The sequence below is a fragment of the Novipirellula methanifontis genome (assembly GCF_052161655.1).
In the GTDB taxonomy this organism is placed as follows: Bacteria; Planctomycetota; Planctomycetia; order Pirellulales; family Pirellulaceae; genus Novipirellula.
Map to the genome: position 1 here is coordinate 7,594,316 of NZ_CP197418.1, position 26,838 is coordinate 7,621,153.

Consider the following 26,838-nt stretch of genomic DNA (forward strand, 5'->3'; position numbering starts at 1 on the left):
GACTACCGGGAATCCATCGTACACTTTCTGCTTGATCGAGACCGCCTTGAAACCGCTCAATTCTTCAATCTCGTCCTTCGCCCGCTGCTGTGTTGTCCTCGGATTGAGTCTAAATTCGCTTGCGATTGGGGTGGAATCGACCGCAACTAAACCGCTCGAACCAGAAGTGGCAGAGGCTTCCAGCGAAGCCAAAGAGGCCATGCAAGCGATCGCGGTGAAAGAGGGTTGGTCGATCGATTTGTTTGCGGCGGAACCGATGGTTGCCAACGTCGTCGCCTTTGACGTCGATCACCAAGGCCGAATTTTTCTCTGTGAAACGTTTCGGCAAAACCGCGGGGTGACTGATAATCGGGGTCACGATGACGCCTGGTTGCTGGCCGATTTGTCCGCCAAAACCGTGCAAGATCGCATCAATTATCACCGTGGGCTGCTGGGTGATGCGGCCATCACCTATGCTCAGCACGACGACCGCATCCGCCGCCTAGTCGACACCGACGGAGATCGCAAAGCCGACCGCAGCGATCTGTTTGCCAATGGGTTCAACCAACTCGAAGAAGGGACTGGTGCTGGAATTCTCGTTCGCGGCAAAGACGTCTACTACACCTGTATTCCGCGTCTTTGGAAATTGACCGACGACGACGATGATGGGGCCGCGGACCAGCGAGTCGCGTTATCGGATGGCTACGGGGTCCGCGTCGCATTTCGCGGCCACGATATGCACGGATTGATCAAGGGGCCCGATGGACGCATCTATTTTTCGATTGGTGACCGCGGTTATCACGTCACTACGGGCGACGGCAAAGTGCTCGCGAATCCGGCAGTCGGTGCCGTTTTCCGCTGTGAACCCGATGGCAGCGGATTGGAAGTCTATTGCAACGGTTTGCGTAATCCACAGGAGTTGGCGTTTAATGAGCTTGGCGATTGGTTCACCGTCGACAACAACAGCGACAGCGGTGACAAGTCGAAAGTCTTTCAGTTGCTGCAAGATGGCGACTACGGATGGCGGATGCACTACCAATATTTGCCTACGCGTGGTCCCTACAACGAAGAACGATTATGGGAACCGATGCACCCCGAGCAGGCATCGTACATCGTTCCCGCGATTGCCAATTTCACCGATGGGCCCAGCGGTCTTGCCTACTATCCCGGCACCGGGTTTGGCGACGACTTAAAAGGTCGTTTTCTGATCTGCGATTTTCGCGGTACGCCAAGCAACAGCGGTGTTCGATCTTTCAAACTGACTGCTCAAGGCGCGTCATACACATTTGGGGACGACAAGCAACCTGTCTGGTCCGTGTTGGCGACCGACGTTGGATTTGGACCGGATGGGGCGATGTATGTTAGCGATTGGGTCGATGGATGGGATGGCGTCGGCAAAGGACGAATGTACCGTGTCACCCATCCGAAACATCGTGATTCGAGCATTGTGACCGAAGTCAATTCAATTCTCGCAAGCGATTGGTCCAAACGTGCAAGCGAACAACTCGTTGTTGATTTGAGCCATGCCGATCAACGTGTTCGCCTTGAAGCCCAATGGGAACTCGCACGTCGAGTCGAACTTTCGGCGCTGCTGAAGCTTGCCGTCGATACGAAACAAACCAGCTTGGCACGACTGCACGCGATTTGGGGCGCTGATCAAATCGCACGACTCGATCCTGCAAAGAACAGCGAAGTGGCCGCCGCGGTCACACCGCTGGTCACCGACGCGGATGCGATCGTCCGTGCCGCTGTTGCCAAAGTGCTGGGAGTCCGTGGTGACGCAAAATCCGTCGCTGCACTGGAAAAGATGCTTTTAGACGAGTCACTTCGAGTGCGTTACTTCGTTGTCATGGCGCTGGCAAAATTAAAAGCCGGATCAGCGATGCCCGCAGTGACACAGTTGATCGCCGAAAACAACAATCAGGACCCAGTACTACGACACGCGGGCCAAGTTTATCTTTCGAGCACCTGCTCGGCCGAGTCCATTGGGAAGCTAAACAAGCACCCAAGCGAAGCCGTTCGCCGCAGTGCGGTTGTGGCGTTGAGAAGGATGAAGAGTGGTGAAGTTTCTAAATTCCTAACCGATGAAAGCACACTGGTTGTACTGGAAGCGGCTCGTGCGATTCACGACGAGCCGATTCCCGTCGCCTTGGGATCGCTTGCTGCGTTCATTGAGACGCCTTCTGCGAATCTGCCCTTATTGCGGCGGGTGATCAATGCGAACTATCGCCTTGGCACTTCGGCATCGGCCGCAGCCCTTGCCAAGTTTGCGGCACGATTGACCACGCCTGAAGCAATGCGAATCGAGGCCCTCGATGCGTTGATGAACTGGAGCAACCGCGACCCCCGCGACCGTGTGCTCAATGACATTCGTCCCTTGAGCGAACGCATCGCAACCGATCCCGTCACCGCGATTGAGTCGCAAATGGAGACATTGATGACTTCAAGCGAAGCGGTTCGTGAAAAGACCGTTGAAGTTGCATCCAAGCTTGGTGTCAAAAAGATTGCTCCGACATTGGTCGCACGTGTGAACGACACAAAGCAAACCTCAACTGCTCGCGCATCCGCACTTATCGGTCTGGCAAAACTTGACACGGTTCAAGCCGTCAAGCTTGCGAAAGAAGTTCGTTTGGTTCCCGCCAATTCGCTTGCCGAAGCTGCTCTTAAGGTGCTTGCCAAGCACGATCTGGCGGCCTCAATCGAAACCTTTATTGCCGCTACCGAAAGTCGCGGCAGTGCGATCCAACAACTCGCTTGGGACACATTGGCGAAATCCGATGACCCGCGGGCGATTGCAGCCGTTCAATTAGCGGCGAAACGAATCACGGAGGGCAAGCTCGCTCCGGAGGTGCAATTGAATGTCGTCGAGGCGGTCGATTCGTTGCTCGCACGTGGGAAATTGCCAGCGACTGTTAAAGACGAGCTGGATGCGTATCAGGCAACGCTTGCGGAAACCGATCCACTCGGAAAATGGCTAGTCGCGTTAGAAGGTGGCAATGCGGACAAAGGCAAAGTCTTATTTGCCAAAACCGAATTGTCCTGCGTGCGTTGCCACAAAGTCGATCGCGCCGGCGGCGAAGTGGGCCCAAATCTGACCACGATCGGCAAAGAAAAAGAGTCCCGCTATTTGCTTGAAGCAATTTGTTTGCCCAACGCCGCGATTGCCAAAGGCTTTGAAACCGCAGTGATCGCTAACGAAGATGGACAGGTAGTTACAGGAATCGTAAAAAGCGAGAATGATGATTTTGTTGAACTGATCCAGGGCGATGGGGCTCTGAAGCGGGTCTTTCAAGACGAAATCGTAGCGCGTCGCTCGGGAAATTCGGCCATGCCCGACGATTTAATCAAACAAATGACGCCACGACAGCTGCGAGACCTTGTCGCATATCTTTCGAGTTTGAAGGTGGATCCTCGCGCTTCGAGCGACGTCGAGTAGGGCAAAATGGGCTCGCGATGCAACGTTCGCACACTCAAATTCCAAAGGTTTCGTGGAATTCCTTGCGTGCGTCTTAAACGTGACTTAAGTTTCTGTAATTCGTTCCATTGTTGCGAACAGAACGGGGGGGCCGTAACGTTCGATAATGCACCGAGCGAGTTGAATTGCCGTGCATGTATCGTCAAGCCCATTCCTTGACCACACTGCCAATACAAACTGAAGACCAGTTTGACGCAGTTTTAGGCGGAACCTTATCTCCAATGACTTGCCACGAACTCGCTGAACGAATCATCAACCTTCGCCCTGAATTGTCACCTCTTGAGGTGGCACGGCTAAGCTTGCTGATCTTGACTCAATCCGAAGACTCGGACGACCTCGCTGATAGCGAAGCACTCACTCGTGCTTGGAAAAACGCCACGTTTCGACTCGAAGCCGCTGCGGACCAACACGCGGCAGTCGCGGACGAACTCGAATTGATGTGCAATAACGGACCCGTGCAATTCACGCCCGATCAATTGTGGACATTGCTTCGTGCGGTCAAGGTACAAAGCCAACTATTGACGCTGTACACCGACCAACCCGCACTAGCGTAACTCGATTTTGCGTCTCGCGTGTCTATCCAGCACGTCGTATCAACCGGTCCAAACGTCACAATCGTTTGCACGCTGCAGATGCATCTAAAAAACTGCGAGCCGTCCGGCCTCGGCGATGAAAACGCCGGAAAACATCGGACCTTCCTGCTCGACCCAACCCATCAAAAAACATGCGATTCGTCGTCTTTTTTCAATCACGACGCAATTTGAAACCTAAGTTTCAGCGTATTGTCTGAAAACTTTTACGTCGAGACTCGTCATGTCATCTGCTCCGATTCCGTGGAAACACGTTCGTAACGTCCTTGTTGTCTTTGCCCCATTGTGGATGGGCGCGACTGTCATGTTCGCCTTCGTCGGTGTCTGTTTCGCGCTGTTCAGCAGCGATATTTATTCAGCCCGCTTGCCGCTCGTGGTACGCAACGAAGCCACCAGCTCACTCGAACGCCTTGGCCGTTTCAGCAGCCAGACCGAACTAAAGTCGGCGCAAGAAACCATTCTTGAAATGACGCAGAATCCTGAAGTCGTTGCCGGTGCACTGCGACAGATCGGTCCTCCATCGGGCACTGCGGATCCAACTTGGCCACCCTCGGACGTCGTCGACCGCATCGCCAAAGATGCCGTCAACTTGCTCGCACCTCAGGGGTCTGAGTTTGGCAGCACCGAAGTGGTCTATTTGCAAGTCAAAGCGAAAAACCAACAACGTTCTGTCGACTTCTGCAGAGCAATGTTCGATAACCTGACATTTCATCTACGAAACATTCGTAAAGTGCGGGCAGACAGTGTGATCTCGGAATTGAACCAGGCACGTGATCTCGCTCAACAAAATCTTGATGCTGCATCGGCACGGATGCGTGTCTATGAAGTTAAATTTGCTGCGGACCTTGGCGAACTTCGCAACTTGAACGATGCCATTGCTGGAGATGGAACCAACCGCCGCACCCTCGAAGAAACCGTTCGCGAGTTGCAAATCGCCGAATTGGATCTTGAAAAACTCAATTCGCTTCGCGAGTTGCTTGTCGCGGGATCGGAGAACCCTGACCATTTGTTAGCTAGTGGTAGCGATCTGCTATCGCTTCAACCATCGCTACTTCGTTTGAAAGATGGCTTGATCGATGCACAGATCCGCAGCAGTGAACTGGCGGCGAATCGCACAGAGGATCACCCTGCGTTGCAAAACGCAAAAGCAACGGAACTCGAAATTCGTTCCCGCATGCGTGATGAAGCGGCAGTTGCGGTCATGGCGATGCAACCGACATTGGCACAAGAAAACGAACGCGTGTTGCGTTTGAAAGAACGCAGGGATCAATTGACATTGCGTCTCGAAGCCCTCGCTGCGGCAAGAACCGATTACTCAAACGTCGATGCCGAAGTCGATCATCGCACCACACTACTGGAAACAGCGCAGCAAGCGTTGACGGAAGCCCAGGCCAGTCGCAATGCAGCACTTTCAACCAATCTCGTCGCTGAGCTTGGACCACCTCAAGTCTCGGAAAAACCGATTGGTCCAGGCGGCACGCTCGTGACCTTGGGTTCTGCATCTGCAGGACTGCTGTTCGGACTCGGTGCCGTGTTCTTAATTGCACCAGGCCCATCTGATTCACGCAAAGGACGTCGCTGGAGCGATTACCTTCAACGAGGGGGACGACGCCAAAACGACGAAATCGGTACCGCCACCGTCGCGACAGTGGCTCCTACTGGAACCGCAATCGAACGACGGGCACTGCGGTAAGGCAACGTCGTTACCCGTACTAAAAAGCTCGAGTTTCGTCTGTCCCTGTGAGCCGACGGCGTTAGCCGCGGGCAACGTGAAATCCGCGCCAAAAGGCCCGCGGCTAGCGCCGCCGGCTCAGTTTTGCCGCGTAAGACATCCGGTCGGAACTTAACGGATTTGGGACTTTCGTGCAAAAAGCGAGTCACTCAGATTGCCGGACAAGCCTGGAGGCCTATCCCTCGTTTTCATCCGCTTCGTCGATGATGCCCCAGCCTGCTTTTTTGTCGATCACGTATTGAGCGAACGTGTTATTCTCGATCGCTTGGCGTGCTTCGGCCATCACGCGTTGGTAATACGTCAAATTGTGGATCGTCAACAAAATCGGCCCGAGCATTTCTTTGCAAACAAACAAATGCCGCAGATACCCAAGACTGTGGCGACACGCCAAACAAGGACAGTGCTCTTCGAGCGGCCGAGTTTCCTCGCGATACTTTGCATTGCGAATTTTGACGTTACCGCGATCGGTAAACGCCATCGCATTGCGTCCATTGCGAGTGGGCATCACGCAATCAAACAGGTCGATGCCACGAGCAACACTTTCGAGTAAATCGATCGGCCGTCCGACGCCCATCAAGTACCGCGGTTTGTGCTCGGGCAGATGAGGACAGGTGGCCTCGGTGATGCGATACATCTCCGAAGGAGCTTCGCCGACGCTTAAACCGCCCACCGCAAAGCCTTCGAAATTCATCGACGACAATTCAGTCGCACATTGAACTCGCAATTCGGTATCCAATCCACCTTGGACGATTGCAAACCGTGCTTGGTCATCACGCGTTGCCGCGTTCAAACAGCGACGGGCCCAGCGAATCGAACGCTCCATCGCATCGACGACTTCCGATCGCTTTGCCGGCAGTGCCACCACGTGGTCCAGCACCATTGCGACATCGCTGCCGAGTGACTCTTGGATCTCGATGCTGTGCTCGGGGGTCAGCTGCACGATCGATCCATCAATATGGCTGCGAAACGTCGCCTGTTGTTCATTGATCTCGCGAATCGACTGGAGACTAAAAATTTGGAACCCGCCGCTGTCGGTCAGGATCGGGCCTTCCCACAGCGTCATTCCATGCAATCCTCCCAATCGACGCACCGTTTCGTGGCCTGGTCTGAGAGCAAGATGGTACGTATTGCCCAAGATCATTTCAGCACCGGTGGCCGCCACTTGATCGATGGTAACCCCTTTGACCGTGCCCTGCGTCCCAACCGGCATAAACCCAGGCGTCTGGACGGTGCCATGGGGCGTCGAAAAAACACCACGGCGGGCACCGGTTTCAGAATCGCGATGCAAAAGTTCGTAAGAGAAATGGCTCATCAAGGCTCACGCGTGACTGGAATCAATCAAAAGATGACGGGTTAGGAAACAAGCGGCAAAACGCCCCCACATCCGTTGCGATAGCGGACAAAATGTCCGCATCCCGGGACCGATCGGGAGAGCGGGATCGACTGAGACACCCGCTCAGATCTCTGTTTTGACAAACCGACCACGATGTGGAAAGGTGAGCCAACCGAGATTTTCGCATTCCCCCGCGTTCGTCTCGCCCCCTCGCGTTTCGCGATCCACTAGAATGGTCACCCGACCCCACCGGCAATCCCATTGCCAGTCCTACCTTTCCGACCCCCGCCCCTTCCAACCACCCGAGTTGCCATGAATCGATTCTGTCTAACCGCAACGCTCGCCACCGCTTTGACTTTTCTATCGAACTCAGCCGCCGTGGCCGAACTGCAAGTCGGTGCGGCCATTGTCGATGTCTCGCCGACACAATTTCCAGTGCTCGTCAACGGAGGCATGACGTCCAATACCGCCGAGAAAATCAAAACGCCCGTCAGTTCGCGAGCCATCGTGATCAGTGACGGAAGCGAATCGATCGCCCTGGTCGTGGTTGATAGCTGCATGGTGCCCAAGATGCTGTTGGATGACGCCAAAAATCGAGCGGCTAAACGCACTCAATTGAAGCCGGATCACATCATGATCTCGGCAACTCACACCCACACCGCGCCGTCGGCGTTCGGAGCATTGGGTACCGATGCCGATCTGACCTACATCCCGCTACTGCGAGAGCGGATCGTCGAATCAATCGTCAACGCGGAAGCCAATTTGCAACCCGCCCGAGTTGGTTGGGGATCTGCGGAGGCGGCGGAATTCACCGCACTACGACGTTGGATTCGGCGTCCCGACCGAATCGACAACGATCCCTTTGGCAACCCGACCATTCGCGCAAACATGCACGCCGGCCGGAACCCCGACGACGTCACTGGCGAATCGGGTCCCGAAGATCCTGAGTTGTCGATGATCGCGTTTGAATCTCACGCCGGAGTCCCTATCGCTGTGCTGTCGAATTTCTCGATGCATTACTTTGGCGATTCTCCGATCAGTGCCGACTACTACGGGCTGTACTGCAATGGCATGCAAAACTACATCCAACAAAAATACCCCGACGCCAAAAATGTCGTGGCCACGATGTCACACGGATGCAGTGGCGATATTTGGCGACGCGACTATGCCACCGCCGAGCCGAGTCAATACGACACGATCCAATCCTATACCGATGCACTGCTCAACATCGCCACCGAAACGCTCGAGACTATCGAGTTCGACGACGCCGATACCATCGATATGGCAGAATCTCGATTCCGCTTGAACTACCGCGTCCCCGATCAGCAACGGCTACAGTGGGCTCAGCGAATTGTGGAAACTTTCAAGGGAGAATTGCCCAAGACCACCACGGAGGTCTACGCTCGCGAACAAGTCTTGCTGCACGATCTGCAGTCGACCGAGGTAGTGGTGCAAGCGATGCGAATTGGCGACATCGCAATCGCCACCACGCCCAACGAAACGTACGCTCTTTCGGGGCTGAAGCTGAAACAACAAAGTCCATTTGAAAAAACGATGGTGATTGAACTTGCCAACGGAGCCGACGGTTACATCCCGCCTGCGGAACAGCATCCTCTTGGTGGCTACAACACGTGGGCAGCACGTTCGGCAGGACTCGAAGTGCAAGCCGAACCCAAAATCGTTGCCGCAGCGATGCGGCTGATCGAACAGGTTTCTGGAAAACCGCGACGCCCCATCACTCAAGCAAAGGGCCCAACGTGTCAAGCAACGATCGACGCGAAACCATTTGCTTACTGGCGTCTCGACGATATGGAAGCTCCGATTGCTCGCGACAGCACCACGAATCATCGCGATGCGACCTACGAACCAGGCGTTGTGTTCTTTTTAGAAGGTCCCGCTTCGGCTGCATTGACTGCCACCGATGACCCGAATCGTTGTGCCCATTTCGCGGGCGGTCGATTGCGATCTGGAATCGGAAACACGCCGCAGGGCTACAGTGTGTCGATGTGGTTTTGGAACGGGATGCCCAACGAGGCTCGTGACGTTTCTGGTTGGCTGTTTTCTCGTGACCACGCCCACAGCATTACCCCATTCGGCGAACATTTAGGCGTTGCCGGCAGCGGTGACGAAGCGGGGCGTTTGATCTTCAAACAGGGAACGAACAACGAGATGCTGGTTGGAAAAACCGTGATCCCACGTTGGACATGGAACCATCTCGTGCTTGTTCGCGAGGGTTCGAACGTACGAGTTTATTTAAACGGTAACGAGACAGCCGAACTACAGAGCGACTCCGTTGCAGCGGCCCAGCCCGGGATCGATCAGATTTTTGTCGGTGGACGCAGCGACAACGATTCCAATTGGGAAGGCCGACTTGATGAAGCGGCGTTTTTTGATCGCGTCCTTAGTGCCGACGAAGTGAAGCAAATTTCGGCCAAATGAGATCACCGAGAATTACTTCGTATGCTTGTGTTTAATGCACTCTATTTCGTCACGCTCGCCGAAACAGGCGGGCGGGCTAGTGGCTTCAATCGCCACGATCGGCTCGACGATCCGATAGCGATGGGGTGCTCCCTCGGGAACGAGCCATGAATCGCCAGCTTGGATCGTGGCGGTTCCGCCATCCAACTCGATTTCGATAACGCCGCTAAGCAAGAAGCCAACAGTCTCGTACTCACGAGAATGCGATTCCGAAAATCCGCTTGGCTGCTCACGCCATTGACGCATCGCCACTTGTTTTCCCGCAGCCAGGTGGATCTGACCCATCGTGCCGATCGCACCATCGGATTCGGAGTGAATTTGAGGAATATCCATTTTCAATACTTCCAATGAATGAGCCGGACGATTGCATTAAGCACGTCGTTCGGTATCAGCCGGTGTGACGTCGCTCATGCTGTGAATGACCCAATATTTACCTGATTACAAACGTCGGCAGGGAACTAGGCCGTCACTCGGTCACGCCGCGAAAACAGAACCAGCAAGACGACTGCACCGACGATTGATCCGATCCAACCGGAGGCTTGCAGCGGCTCGCCACCCATGATCAAAAAGCCTGCGAATCCTCCGATAAACGAGCCGACGATTCCGAGCAACATTGTTCGCATCAAGCCAATCGCTTGGCGTCCTGGAACGAGAGCACGCGCGATCAAACCGATGATCAATCCCGAGATCATCCAACCGATGATGGGTATTAACATTTTGTGGTTCCTTTGAATAACAGTAGTGGTGTTTCAGCTTTTAAACGTAGCGAATCATGTGCCGCGATCTCACGGCTAGCAAAACATTTAGCGTTCATGACGCAGCGTTGTATAAACGACCACAATACACGCTACTCGTCGAAATAATTGCTCGGTGAACAAGCAGATTGACGGGCTAGCGACCAGGGGCCACGAAACGGCGAACGCCACGACAATTTCAGAATTCCTACTTGGCCGCAACGAAACTCTTTGCGAGTTTCGCTACGTTGAAGTTCGCTCGATCGACTCGACCACATGCACGGCATGAGTATTGGGGCGGATGCCTTGACCGTAACGCACGGCATAAACTTGGCTGCACTCGGCTCCGAACAACACGATCATCGAAGTGTAGTAAACCCAAACCAACAGCACCGCGATCGATGCGGCGGCGGAACTCAACTGGGCTCCTGGCGTGGCAAACGAGAAGTACCAATCGAGTGCGAATCGACCGACAAGAAATAACACCGTGCTGATCGATGCACCCACCATCACTTCTCGCCACTGGATTTTGGCATCAGGCATCCACTTAAAGATTGACGCGAAAACGATCATTACGACCGCCGCTTGAACCAGATAGCTAAGACCGCTGACGAGGCCGAAGCGGATTCCGATCAATTCCGTCAATCGCTCACCGGCCGCCGCCACAACCGAGGAAAGAATGAGCGATGCCAGCAACAGAAATCCCAAACCAAGAATCATCACAAACGACATCAAACGTTTGCGAAGCATTGCCTTCACACCTGACTTGTCCGGGTCGGGACGAACCGCCCAAACCTGGTTCATGGCGTCTTGCAGTGCAGCGACCACGCCGGTCGCTCCTAGCACGATGCCGCCGAAACTGAGTAGTGTCTTCCACCACTTACCCGACGTTTCATCGCTACTTTTCAGAATCGCGGAGATTTCTTCGCTGATCGATTCGTTTCCAATCAACTGCGCCGTTTGCGTCGTCAAAACCTCGTGAGCCTCGGCCTTGGCGTGATCCGAGTCGTAGGCGAGCGACATTCCAAACGTCAAAACCGTCAACAACAGGTATAACAGCGGCGGTAACGCAAAGGCCGTGTAATAGGCCAACGCTGCCGCGAGCGTTGTACAACGATCTGCAGAGAATTCCGAGAAGGTTTGTTTCCAATATTCCATCAGAGCCGTTCGTGGTTACCGGTGAGATTAAAAGGCATGCCGCCGGTGGTACCACAGCGACGTCCATCATTCCTCAACCAAAACCACGCAAACCGCATACCACGTTCACCATGTCATCGATGGTGCTGATGAATCAACGAGGAACCGCGATCGCGGTTATGTTTATCTTCGTCAAGGATCATCCAAGTTTGATCGTCTAATTGCGGCCGGATTGCATGTGTACCGGTGAATTCACCAATCGCCGGTAACACGAAGCAACGTTTGGAAAGCCAAAAGCAGGACAGTTTACCAAAATCCTCACCACCGACGGAAAAGCGAACTGCCGGGTGAAGATGCCCACACAACAACAACGAGGCATCGTCGGGAACGGGCGTGGGATGATGCCCCAGTGCGATCGATCCCATCCGAACGCCAGGCTCAACCACCTCGATCGGCCACGATGACGGCAGCGGCCCGACCTGGGCGTCATGGTTGCCCCGCACCAAGGTGAACTCGATCTCGTCGTGTCTAGCAAAAAAGGCCTCGAGCAACTCGCACACCTTAGGCGATAGTGATGATCGGGCATGAAACATGTCACCGAGAATGATTAATCGAGTCGCCTCGGTCGATCGCAGCAACGACTCGATTTTGCCCAACGTCCCCGCCGTGCTGCCGCTTGGTACCGGGATGCCGTGACGTCGGAACGTTGCTGCTTTGCCAAAATGCGTATCCGCCACAAACAACGTCCGCTGCTCTGGCCAAAACACCGCTCGCTCGGCGTGCAGTTGCAACGCAATGCCCGCTAAGTCCACATCCATGATTTGCTTCATCCCTTAATTCTCCTTATCAGCCTCTTTTTCTAGTTGCGACTGCAATCGACGAATTCGATCCGCCAATGTTTCGCTGCTGACACGTTCTCGCAACTTATCGACCAACAATGAAAACGATAACGGCGTTACTTTGGGTGGCTCCGTGACCACAATCTCACTTCGCTCGATCCGATCGAGTGCGTCTAACATGCGGGACGATTCAAGTTGAAACTCTAGCACCTCGCGACGACTTTGCTCTAACAGCAAGTTATCCGGATCGTACTGACTAAAAACGTCGAAGAACAAATTGCTACTCGCTTGGATATGGCTTGTACTTTTTCCTCGTCCAGGAAACCCCTGTTGAATCAGGCCGGCCACACGAGCGATTTGCCGGAATTGACGTTTCGCCATCTCCGTCGAATTCATGCTGTTCATAATATCGTTAACGAGACCGTCGGCCGAAAACACCTTGCGAGCGATCGCGTCTTGAATGTCGACCCGGTGTGGCGATTGCAAGACGATCCCGTAGTCATTACAAGCCATCGTGAAAGTCGTCTTTTGAAACCGCGAGATTCGATACGCCAGTAATGCGGACAGGCCTTCATGGACCAACCGTCCCTCGAACGGAAACAAAAACAATTGGTGACCACCGCGAGTCTCAATCCGTTCGATCAACAATTGATCACTTCGCGGCAGCACGCTCCAGCGACTTTGGATCTCGAACAAACGCCGCAACGCCTTCATCTCGCGTCCTACAAATTTGCCAGCCGATGCTTGCTCGATCTTCAAACGTAGTTCAGCACTTAGCTCACTGGACAACGGCATTCGCCCGCCCATCCAGCGTGGTACGGAATCGGGTTCCCCCGTTGCTCGGCGGACATACGCGACATTGTCTCGGACGCGAACCAACGAAACCAAACGGCCCGCAAACAGAAAACGATCGCCCGGGTTCAGCTTTGACAAAAAGTGCTCTTCGGCAGTCCCTAGCGTTTTGCCTTTCAAAAACTTGACCTTCATTGACGCATCCGAAACGATCGTGCCGATATTCATCCGATGTGCCGTGATCCGCCGGCGATCCTCGACGATGTAGCGACCGCTATGCACATTGACGCGGTGGAAATCCGGATAGGCCTCGAGTGACTTGCCGCCACGCACTACAAAGTCGAGCACCCATTGCCACTCGGGATCGCTCAGCGATTGATAGGCGTACGTGGTGCGTAGCTCTTGCAATAATTCGTCGGCCGCAAAGCCGCCTCCGATGGCAATCGTCACCACGTGTTGTGCTAGAACGTCCAGTGGTTTCCGCAGCAACGGCCGTGCTTCGAGATGTCCTTTGCGGATTGCATCTTGCGCGGCCGCAAGCTCAATCAGCTCGATCGCGTTGGTGGGCACAAATGCCAAGCGACTCTCGGCATCGGGTTGATGACCGCTTCGACCGGCACGTTGCAGCAAGCGAGCGGCACCTTTAGGGCTGCCGATTTGAATGACCAGATCGACCGCCGTGAAATCCACTCCTAGATCCAGGCTGCTGGTACAGACAACCGCTCGCAACGAACCGCCACGCAATCCGTTCTCGACCCAGCGGCGAACGCTGGTATCAAGCGATCCATGGTGCAGGGCAATCTCTCCGGCCCAATCCGGCCGATGCTTCAAAAGGTGTTGGTACCAAATTTCAGTTTGCGAACGCGTGTTGGCAAATACCAGGACACTTTTTACCTTCGCAATCAACTCGGCAACTTGAGGGACCATTTTGGTCCCGATGTGTCCCGTCCAAGGAAAGCGTTCCATGTTCGCCGGAATCAAGGATTCAAGTCTCAACCGTTTCTTTGTATAGCCCTGAATCACCCGAACCTCGCCGACCGGGTCAACGCCCACCAACGACTCGCGAGCTTCGTCTAAATTCCCCAGCGTCGCCGACACTCCCCAAATACGAAGCTGCGGATTTAATTTCCGCAACCGGGCCAATCCCAACTCGGTTTGGATGCCGCGTTTTGTCCCCAACAACTCGTGCCACTCGTCGACAATGACCGCTTCCAATCCCCGCAATTGGTCAAGCAGACGTTCGTGCGTCAACATTAAGGACAAACTCTCGGGCGTCGTCACCAGTGCAGTTGGCAAACGTTTGTTCTGTCTCGCTTTGGCACTGGCCTTACTGTCGCCGGTCCGCGACTCGAGCAGCCACGGCAACCCCAGTCCCTCGAGTGGAGCACGCAGCGAAGCCTCGGTATCGCCCGCCAGGGCTCGCAGCGGCGTGATCCATAAAACGCGGGCCGGTGGCGGACGTTTCGGATTCCACTTGGTGCGATCCGGGTTCTCTTTAATCCACTTCAGGATCGGGCCCATCCAAACCGCCAACGTTTTGCCGGTTCCAGTCGCTGAATGAACCAACCCGCTTGATCCGCCAGCGTAAGCCCGCCACACCGAACGTTGGAAACGAAATGGTTTCCAGCCGATTGATGCAAAGTAGCGATCAACCGATTGCAATGGCGTTTCGGATTGCGGTCGAGTTTGAAGCATGGCAAGTGTCAATGTGGGATAGGCTTCCAGCCTGTCATCGGCTTCCTCTTCGGTAATTTCCATCTCCCGTGATGCCGAAAGTCTTGGCGACTTGTTGATTTAGTGAGCCGTGACGCGTCAGCGGCCGGGTCCCAAGCACCACCCGGTGCCTTACGGCCCACGGCTCACCGTTGCGATTTGCATTTGGATTAAATCAACAAGCCGTTGGCGACTTTCGCTACGGGAAAATTAGTTTGGCAATAGGGCCAACAATTCGCTTAACTGGTTCGCATCTTCGGGTTTCTTGTCGTGACGCCAGCGGACAATGCGTGGGAACCGCGTCGCGATTCCACTCTTGTGCCGCGGAGATCGCTGCAGTCCTTCAAACGCCAATTCCATCACCAACGTTGGCGTCACGCTGCGTACCGGACCAAACGACTCTTTCGTATTACGTCTGACAAAATGATCGACTTGCCGGATCTCTTTGTCATCCAATCCACTGTACGCCTTGGCAAAGGGCACCAGCGTCCCGCCATCCCATAACGCAAACGTATAATCCGTATACAAACTGGCCCGTTTTCCGTGACCTTTTTGTGCATACAACAACACAGCATCAATCGTGTACGGAGCGACCTTCCACTTCCACCATGTCCCTCGCACGCGGCCGACATCATACTTTGCATCTTTGCGTTTTAGCATCAATCCTTCGGCATTCTGATCACGACTGCCTTCGCGAATTTCAGCCCAATGTTCCCACGACTGGGCCTCGATCAACTTTGTCACGCGAAAACTCGGATGCTCGATATCTCGCAATAAGTCTTCCAATGCGGCACGTCGCTCGACGAACGGACGCTCGCGTAAATCGATGCCGTCGCGTTCGAGCAAATCAAATGCATGGAACACGACTGGCACCTCTGCGAGCAATTTCTTGCCCACCGTTTTTCTGGCAATGCGTCGCTGCAATTGAGCGAACGGCAACACTTGTCCATCCGCCGTGGCCGCCAAGATTTCACCGTCGATCACGGTGCCGTTGGGAATGAGCGCCGCGGCCGAATCGATCTCGGGCCAGCGATTTTCCATCAATTCCTCGCCACGCGACCATATAAACGTCTGATCGCTGCGACGAATCACTTGACCTCGGATGCCATCCCATTTCCACTCGGCTGCGTAGTCATTGAAATGCCCCAACGACTCGGGGCCTTCGTGAATATCGATCGGATGAGCCAAACAGAACGGGTAGGGCTGGCTCGCGACGGTGTCCTGCACATCAGGATCGACCAGCTTTTGAAAGAACGCAGCGGTCGGTTTCCAATTACCCATCAAACGATGCGAAACCACATCTGCCGAGATTCCTGATTGCATCGCGATCGCCCGCGTCACCAACCGTTTGCTCACCCCCACTCGAAATGCACCGGTGACCAACTTCATGATGACGAACCGCATACTCGGGGTCGATTCACGCCAGATCTTCGTGATCGCTTCTCGTTGTTGCGTTTCGTCCATCGAGCGAAGAGGCAACAATCGAGTTTCCATCCACTCGGCGAGCGACAAATCGTCCACCAATTCGCCTGGCGGCACCACGAGGGCAAGCGATTCCGCCAAATCACCCACCGCGTGATACGATTCCTCGAACAACCACAACGGGATGTTCGCTTCTTCGGATGCCCACAAACGCAGCAGTTTGGTCGGCACCAATTGTCGCGGCTTGTTGCCCGCTAAAAAGAACGTGGCCCAAGCTGCATCGGCCGCGGTCGCATCTGCGAAATAGTTCGCCATCGCAGCGATTTTTTCGTTTGTCTTGGTAGTCGAATCCAAGGCGGTAAACAGGGCTGCGAAGCGAATCATGACTCACCTCCCTGGTCAGCGCCCGAATCCGATCCCTGGTCAACGCCCGACGCCGAAGCATCCTCGTCGGATTCACCGCGACCTCGTGAATCGATCACGCGTGCGTCTCGCCCGTTCTCTTGCAAGTAGCGAGCCACCGCCGCAGTATAGCCGTGCGTCACCCAAACCATTTCGGGATCGCACTGCTGAACCGCCTGTAAGAGCGATGGCCAATCGACATGGTCGCTGACGACGAACCCACGATCGACCGATCTCCGCCGCCGGGCTCCGCGTACCGCCATCCATCCGCTCGCCATCGCGGTGCGGATGCGACCGAAGCGACGCATCCACGGCGTCCCATGAGCACTCGGTACCGCCACAACCATCGCCCCGCTGTAATCATGTTTTCCCTCAACCGAACCGACGTAGGTGGTTGGCGGCAGCGTGACACCGGTTTTCCGATACGCCTCGGTCCCCTTTTCGACGGCGCCATGCGTATAGATTGGCCCGATGCTTGGATCAAGTCCTGCGATCAATCGCTGACTCTTTCCGACCGCATAACCATACAACACACAACATCGGCCTTCATCGCGGGTGTCACGCCACCACTGGTTGATCGAATCGGTCGTCGTTTGTTCGGGATCCCAGCGATAGACGGGCAATCCAAACGTCGACTCGGTCACCAACAGATCGCATCGGACCGGTTGCCAAGGTTCGCAAGTCGGATCAGCCCCCAACTTGTAATCGCCCGTCACGACGGCAACCATTCCCCGGTACTCCAGCCGCACTTGGGCCGAACCAAGCATATGACCGGCCGGATGAAAGCTGACGTCAACGCCTCGGATCTTGATCGATTCGCCATAAGGCAAAAATTGAAACTCGGCATCGTCGTTCATTCGCATCCGCAATAAATGCTCACTCCACTCGGCCGCCAAATAACGACGACACCCCCAGCGAGCATGATCGGTGTGCGCGTGCGTCACCACGGCACGATCGACCGCTTGGTGCGGATCGATATGGAAATCGCCCGCCGCACAATACAGCCCTCTCGGTGTGGTTTCTAATAATTCGTTCATGTTTCTCTCGTTGGTCGCGTCCACGCAACGGTGTGCATTAAGTACCTAGGCATATTTCGTTCCGAAAATTTCGCTTGACGGATGCGATCAGCTAGTAGTCCCTCGCTTACGCGGCGGGTTGTGATTTTTTTTTTAGCCGGACGCTCTCCCAAGGCCCTGGGTAATGCGTGAGACCCGGCCGCTCACGCGTCACGGCTCAAAAATCTATCGAACGAGTGTCAGAGCAAGATCGGCAACGAATTGCTGCCGCATCTGTGCACGTCGATCGGGGTCGGGCATCCGCAGAATCGCGGCGGGGTGCCACGTTGCTATCGTACGCTTGCACCAATCCGTTGCGATCACTTCGCCTCGTCGCTTGGTAACGCGAAAATCACGCCCGAACAACGCGGACGCCGGCGTCGCGCCAAGGCACACAATCGTCTCGGGACGGATCGTCGCAATTTCAGCTTCCAACCAAGGCCGACAGGCAAAGATTTCTCGCGAGTTTGGCTTCTTGTGCAAACGCTGTTTGCCACGCTCGGTGAATTTGAAATGTTTGACCACGTTCGTGATATAAACGTGATCGCGGTCGATCCCCAAGGTTTGCAAGGCATCGTCAAGCAATTGACCGGCGGGACCGACAAAGGGGCGTCCCGCGATGTCTTCACGATCGCCTGGTTGCTCTCCGACGATCACGATTCGCGCCGATGCCGGACCTTCGCCGAACACCATCTGCGTTGCACACTGATGCAAATCGCAAGCGCGACAGTGCGTCGCAGCCAACTTTAGTGAATCCAAGGACGTGTCGCTGGGCATGTAGTGCGTGGCCGTTTCAGCGAACCCTTCGTTGTTGGCAATCATCTCGGCCACGCGAGTGGGAGCTTGCTGAAGCAATTCGGGAATCAATTCGGTTTCGGGCAGCGTTGGCCAATGACGCACCGGCATCTCGCGTTTCATCATCGCGACTTTGACGCGTGCGGGATTGAAGATCGACGCGTAATAGGTTTTCCAAAGATCCTCGAGCGAGTCAGCGTCGGGTGCCTCGCTGACGGGAACGCCGGGGCCATATCGCAATTCGCGTTGGTCCCACGAAACGGATTCGTCCGGCGTCAATATCGTCCAATTCATCGCCTTGAAGCGACGCGAGAAAAACGGAGCCGCTAACGTGACAATCCGGTGCTCCGGCCGATGCCATGCGATGTAAACCGTCTGGTCCGCATCCTCAGTCTCCGATTCCGCAACGACTTTGCGAAACCGCACAAACGCTTTCATCTTGTGCACGTCGCGAGTGACCGCTTTCTTCATCTGATTCAGCGTGTACACATCGTCATCGGTCGAGATTTCAAGCAGATGCCGCTCGCCATGCGTCAATCGCCACAGCGTACGGTACAGCAATTCCCATCGGCCCCCGTCCCGATGACAGGCAACATGCTTGGCAATTTCCAGAAACGCAGGCGGCACCGTGGGAACGACATTGCTCGATTCAGTGGCGGGGGCAACATCAAACAGCGAGAGTTGATCCGCAGTGCTAGCGAAGTGAACTTCCGATGGTTTAATACCACCCACCAACAACGCGCGTGCTTCATCACGCCACTGCGAAAACGTTTCGACATTCACGAAATAAGTCATCGCGTCCCTACACCTCACCCGTTATCGCCGAGCTTGCTGCATCGAACAACATCAACTGTTGCGATTTCGGTGCGACTTGCTTCCCAAGGTTCAGCTTGTCGAGATTGGCGACGCCTGGATTGTGATCGGCGGTCAACACGAACACTTTGGCTCGATTCCAAGCGACTCGCAACTTTCGCAGATCCGCCGTGCGAAGGTTTTTGTGCCGCCGAATACTTAATATCCGCTGGACATTACGAACCCCAATCCCAGGGATTCGCAACAACTCTTCCTGGCTAGCCCGATTCACATCAACGGGAAAGAAATGACGATTCGCCAGCGCCCAGGCCAGTTTTGGATCGATGTCCAACGACAAGTTCTGGTCCTTCTCCGCCACGATCTCGTTCGCCTGGAATCCATAGAACCGCATCAACCAATCGGCTTGATACAGTCGATGTTCGCGAATCAGCGGCGGTGATTGCCCGGGCAGTCTCGCGTCGGCATGCGGAATCGGACTGTACGCCGAATAATAAACACGTCTCAACTTTTGTCCCGTGTACAGTTCGGATGCGGTTTTCAGCACTTCCAAATCGGGCGTCTCGGTCGCTCCGACAATCATCTGCGTGCTTTGGCCCGCCGGGGCAAACGAGGGCGGCTTGAAGCCAGATGCTTGCTCTTGTTTCGTCTCGTCGATCTTGTCACGAATGCCGTGCATCGCACTAACTATCTGCGGCTTCTTCTTTTCGGGTGCGAGTTTGTAAAGATCCCCTTCGGTTGGCAGCTCAATATTCACACTTAATCGGTCCGCCCATTTCCCCGCCTCTTCAATCAACGATTGCGATGCATTGGGGATCGTTTTCAGATGAATGTAGCCGCCGTAGTGTTGTTCGGTACGGAGCGTCTTGGCGACCGCAATCAACTGCTCCATCGTGTAATCCGAATTCTGAATGATCCCCGAGCTAAGGAACAAACCTTCGATATAGTTGCGTTTGTAAAACTCCATCGTTAGCGACACGACTTCGTCGACCGTGAAACGAGCACGCGGGGTATCGCTGGAAACGCGATTAACACAGTACTGGCAGTCATAGATGCAGAAATTCGTTAACAAGATTTTCAGCAGCGAAATACAGCGACCATCCGGGGTGTAGCTGTGACAGATCCCCATCCCCTCGGTGCTGCCGATTTTGCTGCCGGCGCGAGTGCTCTTGGCACCGCTACTGGCGCAGGAGGCGTCGTACTTGGCAGCGTCGGCGAGGATCGCGAGCTTGTCGCGTACGTCCATGGGAACTCGATCGGAAGAGGAGCGGATGAGGAAACAAAGAATCCACGCAGGGGAAAACCCTGCGAACACAGCATTGTGCTCAGTAGGCAAATGGCGAGCCAAAATGCCGGGACCCGACGCTTGATCAACGCGGGAGCGCAATCGCAGCGTGGATTCCTAACCGCAGAACGCGGGGAAAATTCACGGAATAGATGCGTGAATTTAGGAAATTGCGAGAGGGCAGATCTGGGCAGGACGCGAATTGAACGGGTGAACCGTCAGCCACCAAGTCATTCGCCAGCCCCGACAGATCTCGCATCAACGACATAAACGATGCCCGCGACCTGCTCGGTAAGATTTTGGGGTGTTTTTTTTCTTCTGGCCTCTACAGCAGTTACCTCTCTCCCAAACGAAGTTAGTGGAGAGGTCGCAGGAATATTAAGCCACCGCAAGACCACGACTAGACCAATGTTCTAGCGGGATGCTGCTAAGGAAAAGCAAACTGACCCGACTGGCTTACCAGCGGTCGACGGGGCGTTCGAGAATTTCGCGTAGCAAGACTGCTTGTTGGATCCCCTCGGGGCTTTGCAACAATCGCAGCAAATCGCCAGCAACGTCGCCGGTCATCTGCGGTCCTGGAGCGAATTGAGGTGTCACTTGGCTGCCTCTTTTTTTGACCCTGGCCATCATTTTGGCGGCCTCCGCTTCCGCTTCGGCCGCTGCTCGCTTCGCTTCCTCGATCTTCCGCTGTCGCTCTTGCCAAGGACTCGGCTCGTCCTCGACCACTTCAGCAACAAAAATTTCCTCTTCGACCTCGCGTATCATTCGCTCGGTGCGTTGGTTGCTGTATTGAGGCCGCTTACGCTGCTCTGGGACTGCGGGTTGAGCTGGGGCAGGACGAGCCGCTGGCGGTGGATTTTGATTGCCCGCGTTCGCTTGACGACGCTGGGCGGCACGACGCAGAAAGTCTTCGAGATCACCAGCCATGATAGTTTCTTCGGTTTTGATATTCTCGGTGTCGGCTCGCCCTCGTTTTAACGAAGAACCAACTTCAATGGAACGTCCGCTCAATCAGCGATCATGCGATCCTTAGTCTTTACCATAATTGGTTTCGACCACGTGACGTCCTGTTCCCGCAATCGTCTTCCGCATTTCAGTATCCGCACTGACGTTCTGCAGCTTGTAGTAATCCAGAATATGCAAGTTGCCACTGCGGAACGCTTCGGCCATCGCTTCAGGCACCGATGCTTGAGCCAAGACCAACGTCGCGCGGCTCTCTTCGATCTTCGCCTGCATCTCTTGTTCTTCGGCGACCGCAGATGCCCGCTTGCCTTCAGCACGAGCACGTGCGACTTGGGTGTCCGCTTCCGCTTGATCGGCCTGCAATCGAGCACCGATGTTTGCACCGACATCAATATCCGCGATGTCAATCGAAACGATTTCAAACGCGGTTTGTGAATCGAGTCGTTTCGCGAGTACCGCTTTACTGATCACGTCAGGATTTTCAAGCACGGCTTTATGGTTTGTTGCACTACCGATGGCGCTGACGATCCCTTCGCCGACGCGGGCGATGATCGTTTCTTCGGTTGCACCGCCGATCAATTGCTGCAAGTTTGCACGCACGGTCACACGAGCTTTTACTTTCAACTGGATGCCGTCTTTGGCGACCGCATCAAGCGACGGTTTGACTGATCCACGCGGTGGGCAATCGATGACCTTCGGATACACGCTGGTTTGCACTGATTCCAAAACATCACGGCCAGCCAAGTCGATCGCCGTGGCTTCGCGAAAGGTCAGCGAGATCGTCTTCGCCTTCTTTGCTGCGATCAGAGCTCGGATGACCTGCTGGACATTACCGCCAGCCAAGTAGTGTGCTTCGAGTGCTTCGCCAGTGATCTCAGGATCTTCCAAACCTGCCTGAGTCGCCATGATCTTGCTGCGTACGATGCTGCGGGCGTTGACCTTTCGGAACGTCATTCCCAACAGGTTGAAGATCGAAATGTTCGCACCAGTCAGTTGCGATTGAATCCACAAACCGAAATAGCTTGCGAACACGAATAACAACACCATCATCCCAGCGAACAAAACCAACGCACCGATTAAAATCGGCACCGTCGCACTAGGCAACTCTTGAGCAAGGAGGGCAAGTTTTAACATCGGGTGCAATTCCAAAGGGGAGGCAAGCTCAGATCCGTACCGGAAGCAAGCTCAGGCTAAAACACTTGCGGTGTCAAAGCGAATCGATCAAGGAAGCGTCACAGCCCCCTAATGTCCCGCTCTGCGACGCCAATGTCAACTATGGCAACCCTTAACATGGCCGACAAACACGCTTGCCTAAGCAGGATTTGAAGCCGATGACAGGCTGATGCAGGACCGATGACAGGCTGGAAGCCTATCCCACATTTGCAACCTAATTCGGGCTCGAATCGAGATCAAGCGTATCAAAATCGAAGGATTCGGGCGGGTTTTCGAGCGACGGCGGTGACACGGGCGATTCGGACGTTTCTGGTGATGGAGAAGCTGTTTGCTCGGCCGCCGCGCGCTCGGCTTCACTGATCGGACGAACGTAGATTTTTCCCGCTTCGACTTTGGTCACGATGATCGATTGCCCCGCATCAATCGGCATCCCCAAGCTGACCGCGTCCAAACGCACATCGTCCACCTTGACCAATCCGCTTGGCAACAGATGGGTCTTTGCGATCCCGATGCGACCCACCAAATCGTCCAGCGGAGTGCCATTGGAAAGCGTTCGCTTGGCACGTCCTTCATCCATTTGTCCGGGTCGCCGATTCAAAATCCGGCGGCCAATCGGTGTATGCGGCCAGACGCGGATCACGGAAATAAAGATCAACGGCGTCGTGATTGCGACGATGATCAACAACGTGATCCCCGCCGTTATGCTGTGAGCAAACGCCACCGCGAGCGCGGAAATGATCGTCACGACTGCAGCGATCCCGACCAATCCGCCCGTCGGAATCATGAACTCCAAAACCAGCAGAACGTAGAACAGCAAAAGGAGTCCGTACGCGTAGTAAAGCGGCATTAACTTTCGACCGCCTCGACCACGATCCGCGTTCCATGGATCTCGAACACTCGAACCGGATCGCCCGACGCAATCGGAGTACCGTCACTGACCACTTGCACGATCTGGTCACCAAAGCGTGCCTTGCCCGCTGGACGCAGCGGTGTGGTGGCAGTTCCGGTTTGACCTTGCAAATGAGAGTAGTCGGCGAGTTTTTCTGCTTCGTTCACTGCCGCAGTATCTGGCAATTCCATCGTCAATCCACCAAGCAGCGGCACGTGCGGCATCAACATACGAAACGCAATAAAGCCACCGATCAATCCGAACCCCGCAAACAGTGCCGTCCAGATGCTTTGCGTCAAGACTTCTAGTTGATAAACATTTCGTGGCACAATAAACGTCTGACTCATCAACACAATCCCCAGCACCGTTAACCCAATACCGCCAATCCCAAACACCCCAAACCCCGGCACCACAAACACTTCGATTGCGATACAGATCAATCCGAGTGAAAACGCTAAAAGTTCGAGCCACTCTGCGGTCCCGGCCAGAAATTTGATCCAAAAATACATCGCGAAACAGATCACTGCGACAAATCCGGGAATCCCCAAACCGGGTGCATTCGCTTCGGTCGACAGCGCCGCAAATCCGATGAATAACAACAGAAACGCCAACGCGTGACTGCGGCCAAGCTTTTCAACAAACCGCACCATCTTGCGATCCGTTAACGGCGGCGGTGTCCCACTGAGTCCCATCCGCCGCGAAACATCATCGACCGACAACGACTCACCATCGGCTAACCCCAGCGAGACCGCTTGCGCAGGCGTCAACCCCGCAGCTAATTCGATCCGTTCACCTCGTTGCCATCGATCGCGTTCAGCTTCGACGTCAACCGCTCCTTCGATCAAGTCCGATTCGGTGGCGTAACGAATCCGCCCCGTCTTTCGATTCGTATAGCGATAGACCTCAAGATTCGGATCCAATAGTCCGCGGATCAATGCCGCCGGCCGCTTGGTCGCACGGGCAATCTGCTCGATCAATTCATCGTTGCGAATCACCATCGCCGCATCAATCGCTTCGGCTCCCGGTCCCCCAAGTTTTGCATTGGGATTCATGTACAGCGGGCGACACGCAATCGCGATCAAAGCCGCGTCACCCCGAGCCTCTCCTTGAATGTATCCACCTACTGTCTGCAGCGGAGGATCGGGTTGAGCGAACCATGCGGCGAGGGTCGCACTTTGGCTCAAGCTTCCTCCGGGCGAATCGATCGCGACCACCCACGTATTAATTTCGCCGGACTCGAGCGTCGCCGTCAAATTGCTTTGCCATCGGCGTGATCGCCCCGAGTTGATCGAACCTATCATTTCCATCAACACGCCGACGGGGTCACCGAGCGTCTGCTTTGCGTCGAGCGGATTGATCGCAGCCAAATCGAGTAGCTCGGCGGCCTGATCGTCACGATTGACAATTCCTGACGCGATTCGTGCCGAGCGAAGTTGGTTTGCGTCGATACGCAGCGGACTATCTGCAGTGGACCAAATCGCTTCGCCAGTGATCTCACCACTGGAACGCAACTTGATTAACGCTTCGCCTGCGGCAAACACTTCGCTTCCATCCACTTTAGTCACGCGAGCCAGTGCAATGCCTGGATCGACTAAACCGTCAACCACCTCGGGCGGAAATAGACCTCGCCGGGCCGCGATCGATCGATAGCTGACCTCGATCGTTTCGTCAGAACTGGTCTCGTTTTTCGTTGCGTTGGCGATCACGCCTGCCGTCGAAACAAGTAACAGATCCGACGCCAAAATTGGCAAAACCAAGTGGCCTTCGACAGTTCCCTGGACCCAGGAAACCACACGCACACGACGCAGTTCGGGCCCCGTCATTGCTCGAGCCAATCGCAGGGCGTCTTCGAATCCAGTTTCGCCCAGCGACGCTTGGCGATCCTTGTCATCACCGGTGGCGTAGCGAATCACGACTGTCACCCGAGATTCGTCAGTCGAAGATTCCGCCAAACGATTCAGCTGAGCCAAAATCGACGCCGTGCCATCGGCGGTCAACGGATCGGGCATGTCAATCACATAGCCCACTTTGACTCGGTCGTTTTTAGGTTGCGATGCGTCCGCCGCCTTCACGCCGCTGGCTTTCGTGTCGTCCGCGTTCGCATTCTGTGCCGGCGTTATCGAAGTCGCGATGGCAACAATCCCTGCCAAAAGAAAAGGCACGATGCCTCGCCCTAGGGCAACGCGAGCGGAAATCGTCTCGCCCCGTGTAGTTGCATCTTTCATTGTTTCTTTTCCATAAAATGACGAAAGACCCTGAGGATGACATTGGTTCACGATTTCCAGAGCCCCGTTTTCAAGGCCCCGTGGCTCGAATCTATCTTCACTCCTAAATCTTCTCAGCTCAATTATAGGACCAAAGCCAACGAACGGGTAACCAATCCACCGTCTGTGGAACGGCGAATTTCACGCCGCAACCGATTTTCCCTAAGCTGACAAAGGAATTGTAGGTTTTACGGCGGTTCCTCAGCATCCGCTGGTACCGCTTGTTAAAAATCCGGCATAGGATAATCGTAGCCGAACTCGCCAGAGATTGGATTGCAGGTCCAAAGTCTGGCGGCTTCGGCTACGGCAGGTGTATTTATTTCTGCCGCTCGCCGCATAGTCGACAAAGGGTTGTCACCCTGGGTTCACAACGAATGAAACAGATCATCACGACCGTCCGGCCTCATCTAGCAGAGCAACTGCTTGCGAGCCTGCGTCGCGCCCCCTTAGAAGCCCTCAGCGTGATGGAGGTCAAGGGTTATGGCCGCCAAAAGAGCTATCTAAACGAATACAAAGAGACCGAGTATTCGCAAGCTTTCGTCCCCAAAGTGGAAATCACGCTGTGGGTGGACGATTCACGCTGTGAAGAAATCCTGGAAAAAATCGTCTCGGTAACACGCACCGGGCGAATCGGCGACGGCAAAATCTTGGTGTTGCCCGTTTCGGAATACTTGTAGCACATCCGTTTCGCCTGTCGTAGCGAAAGTCGCGAAGACTTTCGGAAGACAGCACTCCTTGACCGGTCTTTGGAACGTTGAATCAGTGAGTGACACTCCCCCTACAGTGGATGTTGTTAATTGCTTTACATTCACAGCGTGAGCCCCATGTCCACTACTTTTGCACCAACCGGGTGGTTTTTGTAGCGGTGCGGCGCAAGCCGCCCGGCCTAGCTCGTACGTTTTACTCGACGCAACCGGACGGCTCGCGCCGTGCCGCTAACAAAATTGGACGGCTGCGGTCCGGCTTCAACACGCAAAT

At 54.8% G+C, this 26,838-nt stretch carries 19 protein-coding genes; 5 read left to right on the plus strand and 14 right to left on the minus strand.

Features of this window, described 5'->3' with window-relative positions:
- Positions 1-46 precede the first annotated feature (46 nt).
- From SH528x_RS27175 to SH528x_RS27185, 3 genes are all read left to right on the plus strand, one after another.
- On the plus strand, positions 47-3,415 hold the full coding sequence (locus SH528x_RS27175) for a PVC-type heme-binding CxxCH protein (RefSeq protein ID WP_442506584.1): 3,369 nt from the start codon (positions 47-49) through the stop codon (positions 3,413-3,415).
- Positions 3,416-3,675: 260 nt separating this feature from the next.
- Positions 3,676-4,008 carry a hypothetical protein gene (locus SH528x_RS27180; protein WP_442506585.1) on the plus strand — a complete coding sequence of 111 codons (333 nt, stop codon included), beginning with the start codon at positions 3,676-3,678 and terminating at the stop codon, positions 4,006-4,008.
- Between the two features lie 259 nt (positions 4,009-4,267).
- The gene (locus tag SH528x_RS27185) at positions 4,268-5,737 is read left to right on the plus strand and encodes a hypothetical protein (protein WP_442506586.1); all 1,470 of its coding nucleotides are present in this window, start codon (positions 4,268-4,270) and stop codon (positions 5,735-5,737) included.
- A 214-nt stretch (positions 5,738-5,951) separates the two neighbouring features.
- On the opposite strand, the gene tgt is transcribed toward SH528x_RS27185, so the two are convergent.
- Positions 5,952-7,088, minus strand: coding sequence for a tRNA guanosine(34) transglycosylase Tgt (tgt, locus tag SH528x_RS27190; protein WP_442506587.1), 1,137 nt, complete (start codon positions 7,086-7,088; stop codon positions 5,952-5,954).
- 333 nt (positions 7,089-7,421) lie between these two features.
- Between tgt and SH528x_RS27195 the strand changes: the two genes are divergently transcribed.
- Positions 7,422-9,548 (plus strand): neutral/alkaline non-lysosomal ceramidase N-terminal domain-containing protein, encoded by a 2,127-nt coding sequence (locus SH528x_RS27195; RefSeq protein ID WP_442506588.1) that lies wholly within the window; start codon positions 7,422-7,424, stop codon positions 9,546-9,548.
- A gap of 12 nt (positions 9,549-9,560) precedes the next feature.
- Here SH528x_RS27195 and SH528x_RS27200 read toward each other — a convergent pair whose 3' ends face one another.
- The 13 genes from SH528x_RS27200 to SH528x_RS27260 form a co-directional block, all read right to left on the minus strand.
- Complete coding sequence (locus tag SH528x_RS27200; RefSeq protein WP_442506589.1) at positions 9,561-9,920, minus strand: cupin domain-containing protein; 360 nt, start codon at positions 9,918-9,920, stop codon at positions 9,561-9,563.
- Between the two features lie 125 nt (positions 9,921-10,045).
- Complete coding sequence (locus tag SH528x_RS27205; RefSeq protein ID WP_442506590.1) at positions 10,046-10,303, minus strand: GlsB/YeaQ/YmgE family stress response membrane protein; 258 nt, start codon at positions 10,301-10,303, stop codon at positions 10,046-10,048.
- Positions 10,304-10,564: 261 nt separating this feature from the next.
- The gene (locus SH528x_RS27210; protein ID WP_442506591.1) at positions 10,565-11,479 is read right to left on the minus strand and encodes a YihY/virulence factor BrkB family protein; all 915 of its coding nucleotides are present in this window, start codon (positions 11,477-11,479) and stop codon (positions 10,565-10,567) included.
- A gap of 113 nt (positions 11,480-11,592) precedes the next feature.
- Entirely contained in the window at positions 11,593-12,288 is a 696-nt protein-coding gene (pdeM, locus tag SH528x_RS27215; RefSeq protein WP_442506592.1) for a ligase-associated DNA damage response endonuclease PdeM, read from the minus strand.
- Between the two features lie 3 nt (positions 12,289-12,291).
- Positions 12,292-14,784 (minus strand): ligase-associated DNA damage response DEXH box helicase, encoded by a 2,493-nt coding sequence (locus tag SH528x_RS27220; RefSeq protein ID WP_442506593.1) that lies wholly within the window; start codon positions 14,782-14,784, stop codon positions 12,292-12,294.
- A 228-nt stretch (positions 14,785-15,012) separates the two neighbouring features.
- Positions 15,013-16,608: an ATP-dependent DNA ligase gene (locus SH528x_RS27225; RefSeq protein WP_442506594.1), complete on the minus strand. Its 1,596-nt coding sequence runs from the start codon at positions 16,606-16,608 to the stop codon at positions 15,013-15,015.
- Complete coding sequence (locus SH528x_RS27230; RefSeq protein WP_442506595.1) at positions 16,605-17,663, minus strand: ligase-associated DNA damage response exonuclease; 1,059 nt, start codon at positions 17,661-17,663, stop codon at positions 16,605-16,607. The genes SH528x_RS27225 and SH528x_RS27230 overlap by 4 nt, the downstream gene beginning before the upstream one ends.
- A gap of 204 nt (positions 17,664-17,867) precedes the next feature.
- Positions 17,868-19,271 (minus strand): UdgX family uracil-DNA binding protein, encoded by a 1,404-nt coding sequence (locus SH528x_RS27235; RefSeq protein ID WP_442506596.1) that lies wholly within the window; start codon positions 19,269-19,271, stop codon positions 17,868-17,870.
- A gap of 7 nt (positions 19,272-19,278) precedes the next feature.
- Complete coding sequence (locus tag SH528x_RS27240; protein ID WP_442506597.1) at positions 19,279-20,532, minus strand: putative DNA modification/repair radical SAM protein; 1,254 nt, start codon at positions 20,530-20,532, stop codon at positions 19,279-19,281.
- Positions 20,533-21,027: 495 nt separating this feature from the next.
- Positions 21,028-21,498 (minus strand): hypothetical protein, encoded by a 471-nt coding sequence (locus SH528x_RS27245; protein WP_442506598.1) that lies wholly within the window; start codon positions 21,496-21,498, stop codon positions 21,028-21,030.
- Between the two features lie 102 nt (positions 21,499-21,600).
- On the minus strand, positions 21,601-22,668 hold the full coding sequence (gene floA, locus SH528x_RS27250) for a flotillin-like protein FloA (protein ID WP_442506599.1): 1,068 nt from the start codon (positions 22,666-22,668) through the stop codon (positions 21,601-21,603).
- Between the two features lie 253 nt (positions 22,669-22,921).
- Positions 22,922-23,554, minus strand: coding sequence for an NfeD family protein (locus SH528x_RS27255; protein WP_442506600.1), 633 nt, complete (start codon positions 23,552-23,554; stop codon positions 22,922-22,924).
- Positions 23,554-25,821, minus strand: coding sequence for an NfeD family protein (locus SH528x_RS27260; protein WP_442506601.1), 2,268 nt, complete (start codon positions 25,819-25,821; stop codon positions 23,554-23,556). Before SH528x_RS27260 ends, SH528x_RS27255 begins: the two co-directional genes overlap by 1 nt.
- Positions 25,822-26,234: 413 nt before the next feature.
- Here SH528x_RS27260 and SH528x_RS27265 point away from each other — a divergent pair, with 413 nt between their 5' ends.
- On the plus strand, positions 26,235-26,537 hold the full coding sequence (locus SH528x_RS27265) for a P-II family nitrogen regulator (protein ID WP_442506602.1): 303 nt from the start codon (positions 26,235-26,237) through the stop codon (positions 26,535-26,537).
- The last annotated feature ends 301 nt before the right edge of the window (positions 26,538-26,838 follow it).

What these genes read in the sequence shown, in the direction of transcription:
- SH528x_RS27205 (WP_442506590.1), bottom strand. Translation starts at nt 10,303, where the DNA reads ATGTTAATACCCATCATCGGTTGGATGATCTCGGGATTGATCATCGGT.
- SH528x_RS27195 (WP_442506588.1), top strand. Translation starts at nt 7,422, where the DNA reads ATGAATCGATTCTGTCTAACCGCAACGCTCGCCACCGCTTTGACTTTT.
- floA (WP_442506599.1), bottom strand. Translation starts at nt 22,668, where the DNA reads ATGTTAAAACTTGCCCTCCTTGCTCAAGAGTTGCCTAGTGCGACGGTG.
- SH528x_RS27220 (WP_442506593.1), bottom strand. Translation starts at nt 14,784, where the DNA reads ATGCTTCAAACTCGACCGCAATCCGAAACGCCATTGCAATCGGTTGAT.
- SH528x_RS27200 (WP_442506589.1), bottom strand. Translation starts at nt 9,920, where the DNA reads ATGGATATTCCTCAAATTCACTCCGAATCCGATGGTGCGATCGGCACG.
- pdeM (WP_442506592.1), bottom strand. Translation starts at nt 12,288, where the DNA reads ATGAAGCAAATCATGGATGTGGACTTAGCGGGCATTGCGTTGCAACTG.
- SH528x_RS27210 (WP_442506591.1), bottom strand. Translation starts at nt 11,479, where the DNA reads ATGGAATATTGGAAACAAACCTTCTCGGAATTCTCTGCAGATCGTTGT.
- SH528x_RS27265 (WP_442506602.1), top strand. Translation starts at nt 26,235, where the DNA reads ATGAAACAGATCATCACGACCGTCCGGCCTCATCTAGCAGAGCAACTG.
- SH528x_RS27245 (WP_442506598.1), bottom strand. Translation starts at nt 21,498, where the DNA reads ATGGCTGGTGATCTCGAAGACTTTCTGCGTCGTGCCGCCCAGCGTCGT.
- SH528x_RS27260 (WP_442506601.1), bottom strand. Translation starts at nt 25,821, where the DNA reads ATGAAAGATGCAACTACACGGGGCGAGACGATTTCCGCTCGCGTTGCC.
- SH528x_RS27235 (WP_442506596.1), bottom strand. Translation starts at nt 19,271, where the DNA reads ATGACTTATTTCGTGAATGTCGAAACGTTTTCGCAGTGGCGTGATGAA.
- SH528x_RS27230 (WP_442506595.1), bottom strand. Translation starts at nt 17,663, where the DNA reads ATGAACGAATTATTAGAAACCACACCGAGAGGGCTGTATTGTGCGGCG.
- SH528x_RS27240 (WP_442506597.1), bottom strand. Translation starts at nt 20,532, where the DNA reads ATGGACGTACGCGACAAGCTCGCGATCCTCGCCGACGCTGCCAAGTAC.
- SH528x_RS27225 (WP_442506594.1), bottom strand. Translation starts at nt 16,608, where the DNA reads ATGATTCGCTTCGCAGCCCTGTTTACCGCCTTGGATTCGACTACCAAG.
- SH528x_RS27180 (WP_442506585.1), top strand. Translation starts at nt 3,676, where the DNA reads ATGACTTGCCACGAACTCGCTGAACGAATCATCAACCTTCGCCCTGAA.
- SH528x_RS27255 (WP_442506600.1), bottom strand. Translation starts at nt 23,554, where the DNA reads ATGCCGCTTTACTACGCGTACGGACTCCTTTTGCTGTTCTACGTTCTG.
- tgt (WP_442506587.1), bottom strand. Translation starts at nt 7,088, where the DNA reads ATGAGCCATTTCTCTTACGAACTTTTGCATCGCGATTCTGAAACCGGT.
- SH528x_RS27185 (WP_442506586.1), top strand. Translation starts at nt 4,268, where the DNA reads ATGTCATCTGCTCCGATTCCGTGGAAACACGTTCGTAACGTCCTTGTT.